General features: G+C 72.2%; 9 protein-coding genes. 3 read left to right on the forward strand and 6 right to left on the reverse strand.

What is annotated here, in order from left to right; all coding sequences use genetic code 11:
• Nucleotides 1-34 precede the first annotated feature (34 nt).
• From ACGFW6_RS43805 to ACGFW6_RS43820, 4 genes are all read right to left on the reverse strand, one after another.
• Nucleotides 35-811 carry a hypothetical protein gene (locus ACGFW6_RS43805; protein ID WP_393523005.1) on the reverse strand — a complete coding sequence of 259 codons (777 nt, stop codon included), beginning with the start codon at nt 809-811 and terminating at the stop codon, nt 35-37.
• Nucleotides 812-975: 164 nt separating this feature from the next.
• Nucleotides 976-1,923: an N-acetylmuramoyl-L-alanine amidase gene (locus tag ACGFW6_RS43810; protein WP_393523008.1), complete on the reverse strand. Its 948-nt coding sequence runs from the start codon at nt 1,921-1,923 to the stop codon at nt 976-978.
• A 64-nt stretch (nt 1,924-1,987) separates the two neighbouring features.
• A complete protein-coding gene (locus ACGFW6_RS43815; RefSeq protein WP_393523010.1) occupies nt 1,988-2,638 on the reverse strand; it encodes a class I SAM-dependent methyltransferase in 651 nt (216 codons plus the stop codon).
• Nucleotides 2,639-2,763: 125 nt separating this feature from the next.
• On the reverse strand, nt 2,764-4,506 hold the full coding sequence (locus tag ACGFW6_RS43820) for an MFS transporter (RefSeq protein ID WP_393523013.1): 1,743 nt from the start codon (nt 4,504-4,506) through the stop codon (nt 2,764-2,766).
• A gap of 210 nt (nt 4,507-4,716) precedes the next feature.
• Here ACGFW6_RS43820 and ACGFW6_RS43825 point away from each other — a divergent pair, with 210 nt between their 5' ends.
• Genes ACGFW6_RS43825 through ACGFW6_RS43835 form a run of 3 tightly spaced genes read left to right on the forward strand, consistent with a single transcriptional unit; the run spans nt 4,717 to nt 7,614 of the window.
• Nucleotides 4,717-6,183 carry an MFS transporter gene (locus ACGFW6_RS43825; protein WP_393523015.1) on the forward strand — a complete coding sequence of 489 codons (1,467 nt, stop codon included), beginning with the start codon at nt 4,717-4,719 and terminating at the stop codon, nt 6,181-6,183.
• A 52-nt stretch (nt 6,184-6,235) separates the two neighbouring features.
• Complete coding sequence (locus ACGFW6_RS43830; RefSeq protein WP_393523018.1) at nt 6,236-6,778, forward strand: SigE family RNA polymerase sigma factor; 543 nt, start codon at nt 6,236-6,238, stop codon at nt 6,776-6,778.
• Nucleotides 6,775-7,614: a hypothetical protein gene (locus ACGFW6_RS43835; RefSeq protein ID WP_393523020.1), complete on the forward strand. Its 840-nt coding sequence runs from the start codon at nt 6,775-6,777 to the stop codon at nt 7,612-7,614. Before ACGFW6_RS43830 ends, ACGFW6_RS43835 begins: the two co-directional genes overlap by 4 nt.
• A gap of 57 nt (nt 7,615-7,671) precedes the next feature.
• On the opposite strand, the gene ACGFW6_RS43840 is transcribed toward ACGFW6_RS43835, so the two are convergent.
• Both ACGFW6_RS43840 and ACGFW6_RS43845 read right to left on the reverse strand, forming a co-directional pair.
• On the reverse strand, nt 7,672-8,304 hold the full coding sequence (locus tag ACGFW6_RS43840; RefSeq protein ID WP_393523028.1) for a response regulator: 633 nt from the start codon (nt 8,302-8,304) through the stop codon (nt 7,672-7,674).
• A gap of 159 nt (nt 8,305-8,463) precedes the next feature.
• On the reverse strand, nt 8,464-9,027 hold the full coding sequence (locus ACGFW6_RS43845; protein WP_393523023.1) for a dihydrofolate reductase family protein: 564 nt from the start codon (nt 9,025-9,027) through the stop codon (nt 8,464-8,466).
• Between the last annotated feature and the right edge of the window lie 602 nt (nt 9,028-9,629).

Below are 9,629 nucleotides of genomic sequence, written 5' to 3' on the forward strand. Positions count from 1 at the left end.
GGGTGAGGGGCCGCGGTACGGCTTGCTGCGCGACTCAGCCGCGCTGAATGCCCGAGGTGTCCTGCAGCACACCACGACGGCCGTCCTGCGTCTGCGCGACCAGGGTGGCGCCACGCTGCTCGACGGCCAGGTACCAGGTGCCCGGCGCCAGTTCGGCGATCGGCGTCGGCGAGCCGTCCTCCGCGAACAGCGGCCGCGGCACGGGCACGGCGAACCAGAACGGCGAGAAGTCCCCGCCGGCCGTCGGCGCGGGAGCCTGCGGCTGCCCACCCCCGAACGGCTGCCCGCCCTGCGGCTGCCCACCGTAGGGCTGCTGCGGCTGCTGGGCACCCGGGTAACCGTAACCACCCTGCGGCTGCCCGCCGTAGGGCTGCGGCGCGGAGGGGCGGGGGGCCGGGAGAAGGGCGGCCTGGAGGGCGGGAACCAGGGGGGTGGCGACTGCGCCGGCGGCGAGAACGAGGGCGGCGATGAAGCCCAGGATCAGGCCGGCGGCGGCGCTGCCGCCCTCTGGAACGTCCACCAGAGTCCAGAACATGCTCCACGCGGCCAGGATCGTGAACGACACACCGACCGTCCCGAGGTCCAGTCCGGCGACCTTGCGCGGCTGGGGCAGGATGCGGTTGACAACGATCAGGGCAGCACCGATGACCCCGCCCAGGTAGGTGCCGAAGCCGACTCCGAGGTTTTCCCATCCGTTGATGTCAACGTTGAAACCGGAGGCGGAGTAGAGCTGGAGGAACGACGCGATGAACAGCAATACCGCTGCTCCGATCACCACGCCGTCGCCTCGAGTGAGGGAGCGGATATTCACTTCAGGTCCTTCGTCAGTCGTCTCAACATCGGCATCGCTGGAGGCGTCGCTGTCACCATGTCGCCGTCAGGCCCCGGTGTGAAGCGCGGGGGTGGCCCCTCATCGTACGGACGACCTTATCGTCCGACCGACGAGGCTGTCCGCCGGGATCAGCCCGTGGACCACTACCCCCGCAGGAAACTCACGATTCCCTCAGAGATCCCTTGCGCCGCCTTCTGGCGCCAGGCTCCGCTGGTGAGCTGTGCCGCTTCCTTGCTATCGCGCATGTTGCCGCACTCGATGAACACCTTGGGAACCGTTGACAGATTGAGACCGCCGAGGTCCCTGCGCGTGACGATACCGGTGCCTTCGCCGATGTAGTTGGAGGGGGCGTTGCCCGTGACGCGGACGAAGGAGCCCGCGATGCGTTCGCCGAGGGCGCGGGAGGGGGCGACGATGGGGCCGGTGTTCGCGGCGCCCTCGTCCACCTTGCCGGGGAGGATGACGTGGAAGCCCCGTTGGCCGGTGCTCGCGCCGTCGGCGTGGATGGAGACGACGGCGTCGGCGTGCGCCCTGTTGCCGATCTCGGCCCGTTCGTCGACGCACGGGCCCCAGGAACGGTCGCCGTCCTGGGTGAACTTGACCGTGGCGCCCTGCTTCTCCAGGAGCGTGCGCATGCGGTGGGCGACGTCGAGGGTGAACTCGGCCTCGGAGTAGCCGTCGTTCGTCGACGTACCCGTCGTGTCGCACTCCTTGAAGTTCGTGCCGATGTTCACCTTGCGGTTGATCTCGGACGTGTGCCGGAAGTTGTTCGGGTTGTGGCCCGGGTCGATGACGACGACCTTGCCGTCGAGGGAGCCGGAGGCGGCCGGCGCGGAGGTGGAGTCCGTCGTCGGCGTGGGGCCCGGCGGCTTGTCGTCGCTCGTGGTGGCGTCCGTGGGCGTCTCGTCCGAGGGCGCCCGCGACGGCTGCACGGCGGCGTTGCCGGAGCCGCCTCCGTCGCCGCCCACCGCCTCGTACAACACCCATCCGAGCAGGGCCCCGGGAATGAGCGCGGCGGCCGCGACGGTGAGGGCGCGGCGGCGGTTGCGGCGGGGCTGGGGAGGATCGAAGTCCGGACCTACGTACGACACGCCTGACACCTTACGGGCCGACCGCGGCCGGGGCGCGAAGGCCACGGTCGAGCCGCGCCGGAGTTCAGATTCCCGTGCCCGTACGCTTCAGCACCCGCAGCGAGTCCGTCACCGACACCTCGGTGAAGGCGCCGGAGGCCAGCGCCCGGAGGTAGACCCGGTACGGGGCCTGGCCGGTGAACTCGTCCTCCGGGTCGGGGAACACGTCGTGGATGACCAGCAGGCCGCCCTCGGCGACATGCGGCGCCCAGCCCTCGTAGTCGGCGTTCGCGTGCTCGTCGGTGTGGCCGCCGTCGATGAAGACCAGGCCGAGCGGGGTGCCCCAGACCTTCGCGACCTGCGGGGATCGGCCGACCAGGGCGATCACGTGCTCCTCCAGGCCCGCGCCGTGCAGCGTGCGGCGGAAGGTCGGCAGCGTGTCCATGAGGCCGATCGCCGGGTCGACGGTCTCCGGGTCGTGGTACTCCCAGCCCGGCTGCTGCTCCTCGCTGCCGCGGTGGTGGTCGACGGTGAGAGCCGTCACGCCGGCCTCGCGGGCGGCGTCGGCGAGCAGGATCGTGGAGCGGCCGCAGTAGGTGCCGACCTCCAGGAGGGGCAGTCCGAGCCGCCCGGCCTCGACCGCCGCCGCGTACAGCGCGTGCCCTTCGCCCGCGGGCATGAAGCCCTTCGCCGCCTCGAACGCGGCCAGGATCTCGGGCTTGGGGGCCGGGGCCATGGGGGTCCTTCCGGTTGCGCGCGGGGGCGGTGGGTTCGGTCGTACGTACGACCGTACGGGCGCCCATCGTGCACCACACCCCCCGTCATGTGGACGACGGGGGGTGTGGGCGGGCGGCCGGTGCGTCAGGCGGTGACCGTTTCTCCCGGCAGCGACAGGTCCAGGTCGACCGGACTGTCGTCGCCCGTGTGGGTGGCCGACGAGGCGAGCGGGGCGTGGCCGTCGGCTCGGGCGGCCAGGACGTAGGCGCCCTGGGTGGGGACGGCGAGGGCGTAGCTGCCGTCGTCGGCGGAGAGGGTGGCGCCGGCCTGGCGGCCGCGGCGGTCGATGAGGGTGACCTTGGCGCGGGCGACCGGGGTGCCCGCGGCGTCCAGGACCCGGCCGCGGAAGCCGCGCAGGGCTTCCTCGGCGCGCTCCAGGTTGGCGTCCTCCTCGCTGCTGGCGCGCAGCTGCGTGTGGGCGGCCGGGCGCTGCTTCGGGAGGAAGAGGGCGAGCAGGAGGCCGACGGCGACGGCGGCGGTCGCGATCAGGAAGGAGACGCGGAAGCCGTGCATGGTCGGGATGGCGACGCCGCCCACGTTGTTCGCGGTGTTGGCCAGGACCATGCCGATGACGGCGCTGGAGACCGACGTACCGATGGAACGCATCAGGGTGTTGAGGCCGTTGGCCGCACCCGTCTCCGAGGCGGGGACCGCGCCGATGATCAGGGCGGGCAGGGAGGAGTAGGCGAGGCCGATGCCCGCGCCGAGGACCACCGCGATGACCAGGCTCTGCCAGGCGGCGCTCATCAGGCCGAGGCCGGCGCCGTAGCCGATCGCGATGATCAGCATGCCGAGGATCAGGGTGGTCTTGGGGCCGTACTTCGCCGAGAGGCGGGCGTAGACGGGGGCCGTGAACATCATCGTCAGGCCGAGCGGGGCGACGAGCAGCCCGGCGACGACCATCGACTGGCCGAGGCCGTAGCCGGTCTCCTTCGGCAGCTGGAGCAGCTGGGGCAGGACCAGCGAGACGACGTAGAAGCTGACGCCGACCATGATCGACGCGAGGTTGGTGAAGAGGACGGCGGGGCGGGCGGTGGTGCGCAGGTCGACCAGGGGGGCCTTGGCGCGCAGCTCGTACACGCCCCACAGGAGCAGGACGATCGCGGAGCCGGCGAACATGCCGAGCGTGCCGGCCGACGTCCAGCCCCAGTCGCTGCCCTTGGTGATGGGCAGGAGGAAGAGGACGAGGCCGACGGAGAGGCCGAGCGCGCCGAGGACGTCGAAGGTGCCCTGCGCGCGGAGCTTGGACTCCGGTACGACGAGGAGGGTGAGGCCGATGGCCAGGATGCCGAGGGCGGCGGCGCCGTAGAAGAGGGCGTGCCAGTTGCTGTGCTGGGCGACCAGGGCCGCGGCGGGCAGTGCGAGGCCGCCGCCGACGCCGATCGAGGAGCTCATCAGCGCCATGGCCGAGCCGAGCTTCTCGCGGGGCAGCATGTCGCGCATCAGGCCGATGCCGAGGGGGATCGCGCCCATGGCGAAGCCCTGGAGGGTGCGGCCGACGATCATGGGGAGCAGGGTGCTGGTGAACGCGCTGATCAGGGCGCCGACCACCATCACCGACAGGCTGGCTATGAGCATGCGCCGCTTGCCGTACAGGTCGCCGAGGCGGCCCATGATCGGGGTGGCCACGGCGCCCGAGAGCAGGGTGGAGGTCAGGACCCAGGTGGCGTTGCTGGGCGCGGTGCTCAGCAGCTGCGGCAGGTCCTTGATGACCGGGACGAGCAGGGTCTGCATTACCGCGACAACGATGCCCGCGAAGGCGAGGACCGGGACGACGGCGCCGGAGGTCGCTCTGCCGGTGGGCTGTTCGTTCGTCGTTTGTGTCATGTGTACATCGAACTCCGTGTGCCTGGGCAACTATTCCGATGCTTTGGGTCACTAACGAATTCTTGACCTTCTCTTGGGGAACGGCCGGGATCGGGCTCTGGGAGGACCGCCTGGCTCCGGCCGCCCCCGGCGCGGTCCTAGGTCCATCGAGGCGCGGCCTAGGCCGAATTCCTGATGCCATGAGCGTCCGTCGTTGAGAGCATGACACCCATGCTCGAAGCCGCCGACACCACCCGCGCCCCTCGCCGAACCGTGCCCCCCACCTGGCTGGTGGTGGCGCTCGCGTGCGCCGGGCAGTTCCTGGTCGTCCTCGACGTGGCCGTGGTGAACGTGGCGCTGCCGTCGATGCGGGCCGACCTGGGGCTGAACGCGCAGGGCCTGCAGTGGGTGGTGAACGCCTACGCCATCGCCTTCGCCGGGTTCATGCTGCTGGGCGGCCGGGCCGGGGACCTGTACGGGCGCAAGCGGATGTTCCTCGTCGGGCTCGGCCTGTTCACGCTCGCGTCGCTGGCCGGCGGGCTGGCCCAGCAGGACTGGCAGCTGCTGGCCGCGCGGGGCGTGCAGGGGCTGGGCGCGGCGGTGCTGGCGCCCTCGACGCTGACGATCCTGACCGCGGCGGTGCCCGAGGGGGCGGCCCGGGCGCGGGCGATAGGGACGTGGACCGCCGTCGGCGCGGGCGGCGGCGCCGCCGGCGGGCTGGTCGGCGGTGTGCTGGTGGACCTGCTGTCGTGGCGCTGGGTGCTGCTGATCAACGTGCCGGTGGGTGCGGTGGTGCTGGCCGGCGCGTCGCTCTGGCTCGCCGAGAGCCGGGCGGGTCAGGGGCGGCGGCTGGACCTGCCGGGGGCCGCGCTGGTGACCGCCGGGCTCGCGACCCTGGCGTTCGGCATCTCCCAGACGGAGGCCGCCGGCTGGACGGCGCCGGAGACGGTCGTGCCCCTGCTCGCGGGTCTCGTGCTGATCGGCGCCTTCCTCGCCGTGGAGGCGCGTACGGCGGCCCCGCTGATGCCGCTCGGGCTGCTCCGGCGGCGCGCGGTGGCGTCGGCGAACGTGGCGATGTTCCTGAGCGGCTCGGCGATGTTCTGCATGTGGTTCTTCATGACGCTGTACGCGCAGAACGTGCTCGCCTACACCCCGCTGGAGGCCGGTCTGGCACTGGTGCCGAGCTCGCTGGCCGTGATCATCGGCTCCAAGCTCGCGCCGCGGCTCATGCGGGGGTTCGGGCCCCGCGTGGTGGCGGTGGCGGGGACGCTGGTGGCGGCCGTCGGCTTCGGCTGGCAGTCGATGCTGAGCGAGCACGGCGCCTTCGTGACCTCGATCATGGTGCCCGGCGTCCTGATGATGCTCGGGGCGGGCCTTGCGGCGACCCCGCTCGCGGCCCTGGCCACGTCCGGGGCGCGGCCCGAGGAGGCGGGACTGGTGTCGGGGCTGGTCAACACCTCGCGCACGATGGGCGGTTCCCTGGGGCTCGCCGTCATGTCGACGGTCGCTGCGGCCCGCTCCGCGGGCAGCGCGACGCCCGGGGCGCTGACCGAGGGCTACGCGCTGGTGTTCCGTACGTCGACCGTGGTGCTGCTGGTGGGGGCGGTGCTGATGCTGGTGTGGCTGCCGAGGAAGACCTCCGCGGCCTCCGCCGGGACCCCCGCCGTGAGCCCCTCCGCGAGTTCGTCCGCGAACTGAGGCAACGGTCCGGGGGCTCCATGGACTCCTTTGAATATCTAGGGAGGTGCCCATGGGGGATCGCAAGGCGGCTCGGGACTCGGAGTTCCAGAGCTTTGTCATCGGCCGCTGGCCACGCCTGATGCGGACGGCATTTCTCCTCACGGGGGAACAGCACGCCGCGGAGGACCTGGTCCAGTCGACGCTCGAACAGGTCTACGTGGCCTGGCGCAGGGTCGGCTCGGCCGACGACCCGGAGGCGTATGTACGGCGCGTGATGATCAACGCGCACGCACGCAAACACCGCCGGAGGCTCAGGGAGTTCCTGGCGCCCAGGGACGACTCGGGACTGGCGCGCGAGGTGGCGGACACCGGTGACCGCATCGCCCAGGCCGAGGACCGCAACGCGCTGCTGCCGGCGCTGGCCCAACTGCCGCCACGGCAGCGGGAGGCGGTGGTCCTGCGCTACTGGGAGGACCTGACCGAGACGCAGACGGCGGAGGCGATGGGCTGTTCCGTCGGCGCGGTGAAGAGCAACGCGGCCAAGGGGATCGCGAAACTCCGCGCCATACCGGGACTGGCCGAGATGGTGACGCAGGGAGGACGCAGCCGATGAGCGCGGACCGGGAGACGAACCACGGCATGACCAGCCACGACATGACCCACACAGACATCGCCCTGCTGCTGGCCGACGCCGCGGACGAGGTGGAGGTCGGTATAGCCCCCTACGACGCGGTCCTTCGGGGCGGCCGCCGGCGCAGGGCCCGCCGCTGGGCCGTGGCCACGGCGACGGCCCTGGTGCTGGTCGGCTCCGCGGGCACGCTGGCGGTGGCGGGCATGCCGGGCGAGGGCGGCGACCGGGGAGCCTCGGTGGCGACCGGCGCGCCCACCGAACCGGCGCCGGACGTGCGCACGCCCGCGCGGACGCTGCTCGGGGTGGGGACCGACGCCGGCCAGGACTGGCGGGTGTACCTCGACGTCTGGGAGGCGCCGCGCACCGAGCGCGAGGCGCGGGCCGAGCGGGCCGCGATGGCCGAGTTCGGGCACATCCCGTCGGACCTGCGCGAGGCGTCCGATCTGATCGGCAAGAGCTCGTACTTCGTGCGGCGCGAGTACGGGGACTCCGCGAACGACCAGGTGCTGATCGAGGACGCGTTCACCGCCGAGGACACCATGTCCGGCAAGGACATCGAGGCTTTCGCGGTACCCCTGGCACCGGGTTCCGAGAGTGGCCCGCGGCGGCTGGTCGTCGGTCAGGTCGCCATGACCGCCCGGCAGGTCACCTGCACCTGGCAGGACGGCTCGAAGACCGAGGTCCCGGTGGTGTCCGAGGCGGGTGACTACAACGACGACGACTTCGTGATCCGCCCGGCGGACGGCTCCCCGGTGAACTGGTTCGTGTGTCTCGCCCCCAAGGGGACGGAGTACAAGTCGGTGGCGGTGACGAAGTAGGCGGTGGTGAGGAGCCGGGCGCGCGGCTCGGCTCGGCCCGCTCGCGGTGGTTCCCGGTCAGAGCCACCCCTGCTGGCGGGCCTCCCGCAGCGCCTCCGTCCGGTTGCGGGTGCCCGTCTTGCCGATGGCGGAGGAGAGGTAGTTGCGGACGGTGGACTCGGACAGATGGAGCTTGCCGGCGATGTCGGCGACCGTCGCGCCCTCCGCCGAGGCGCTCAGTACGTCCCGTTCGCGGGCGGTGAGCGGATTGGGGCCGGCGCTCAGGGCGGCCGCGGCGAGGGCGGGGTCGATCACCGTCTCCCCGGTGAGCACCCGGCGTACGGCGACGGCGAGTTCCTCCACGGGCCCGTCCTTGACCAGGAAGCCGGCGGCGCCCGCCTCCATGGCCCGGCGCAGATATCCGGGGCGGCCGAACGTCGTCAGGATCAGCACCCGGCAGTCGGGGACCTCCTCGCGCAGCGCTGCCGCCGCGTCGAGGCCGCTGAGACCGGGGAGTTCGATGTCGAGGAGGGCGACGTCGGGGCGGTGGGTGAGAGCGGCGTCCACGATCGTGTCTCCGGCCGAGACCTGCGCGACGACGTCGATGTCCGGCTCCATACCGAGCAGTAAAGCGAGCGCCCCGCGCATCATCCCCTGGTCCTCGGCGAGCAGCACGCGAATGGACTTGGCCGGCCGATGATCCCGCGGCATCTCGTTCACGGACCAAGCGTAGGGCGCGCAGGACCATTTCGAACGGCCCGATCCGCACGCACGTCGCCGCCGGAATCGGCGGTGGTTGCCGGGCCCCGGATCTGCGAAACGGCGCCGGCGTCGAACACCCGGCAGGCGGTCGCGTCGCGTGACGGGCGCTCAGCGCCTCGTCTCGTACCTGGTCAGGATCACACCGCCGGGAAGCGTCCGCGTCTCCACCAGGTTCAGGTTCACCCAGCTGTCCAGCGCGGCGAAGAACGGCGTGCCGCCGCCCACCAGGACCGGCGCTGTGGCCAGCACGTACTCGTCGATGAGCCCGGCCCGCATGGCCGCACCGGCGAGCGTCGCGCCGCCGATGTCCATCGGGCCGCCGTCCTCGGCCTTGAGCCGGGTGATCTCGGCGACCGCGTCGCCGGTGACCAGGCGGGTGTTCCAGTCGACCTTGTCGATCGTCGAGGAGAACACCGCCTTCGACATGTCCCGCCAGCGGCGCGCGAACTCGATCTCCGCCGGGGTGGCGCCCGGCTGCTGGTCGCCGGTCGGCCAGTGGGAGCTCATCGTCTGCCACAGCTTGCGCCCGTACAGCGTCAGGTCGGTCGCCTGCAACTGGTCGGACCAGAACTGGAACAGCTCGTCGCTCGGCACGCTCCAGCCGATGTCGTCGCCGGGCGCGGCGATGTAGCCGTCCAGAGACACGTTCATGCCGTAGATCAGTTTCCGCATGGCGCCAGCCTTCCGCGAGTCGGTCTCACGCGTACAGACCGGCGCGGCGCGGGAAACTCATCGGTGCGCGAACTGAACTCGCATGGAGTCCTCGTGCGCGGTGTCTCGGCCGCGGACTCGTCGTGCCGACGAGGAAGTGCCGGGCGACCCGCCGCCAGGGGCGCGCGGACTTGTCGTGCCGTCGAGGAAATGCCACGGCCGGCGAGACCTCAAGGCGGCGCGGGATGCCACCCGCGTACGCCGGGGACCGCCGAAGCAGGCAGCTGGGTGACCCACCTCCAGGGGCGCGCGGACTCGTCGTTCCGTCGAGGAAATGCCGTCGCCGGCGAGATCTCAAGGCGGCGCGGGATGCCACCCGCGTACGCCGGGGACCGCCGAAGCAGGCAGCCGGGCGACCCACCTCCAGGGGCGCGGGGAACTGCGCGCCCAGCCCCCACAACCCGCACCCGCCGCCGCACCCGCCGCCCCACCCGCCGCCGCACCCGCCCACCCCACGGGCTCGGCCATACCTCCCACCGGCTGGGCCCTCCCTCCCGCCGGCTGGGCCCTCCCTCCCACCGGCTGGGTCCTCCCTCCCACCGGCTGACCCCACCTCCCCCCGG

The organism is Streptomyces sp. Y7 (genome assembly GCF_043195415.1).
GTDB lineage: Bacteria > Actinomycetota > Actinomycetes > Streptomycetales > Streptomycetaceae > Streptomyces.

Bases quoted from the DNA above. Each gene is read 5' to 3' on its own strand.
- ACGFW6_RS43815 (WP_393523010.1), bottom strand. From the start codon at position 2,638: ATGGCCCCGGCCCCCAAGCCCGAGATCCTGGCCGCGTTCGAGGCGGCG.
- ACGFW6_RS43820 (WP_393523013.1), bottom strand. From the start codon at position 4,506: ATGACACAAACGACGAACGAACAGCCCACCGGCAGAGCGACCTCCGGC.
- ACGFW6_RS43825 (WP_393523015.1), top strand. From the start codon at position 4,717: ATGCTCGAAGCCGCCGACACCACCCGCGCCCCTCGCCGAACCGTGCCC.
- ACGFW6_RS43830 (WP_393523018.1), top strand. From the start codon at position 6,236: ATGGGGGATCGCAAGGCGGCTCGGGACTCGGAGTTCCAGAGCTTTGTC.
- ACGFW6_RS43835 (WP_393523020.1), top strand. From the start codon at position 6,775: ATGAGCGCGGACCGGGAGACGAACCACGGCATGACCAGCCACGACATG.
- ACGFW6_RS43840 (WP_393523028.1), bottom strand. From the start codon at position 8,304: ATGCCGCGGGATCATCGGCCGGCCAAGTCCATTCGCGTGCTGCTCGCC.
- ACGFW6_RS43845 (WP_393523023.1), bottom strand. From the start codon at position 9,027: ATGCGGAAACTGATCTACGGCATGAACGTGTCTCTGGACGGCTACATC.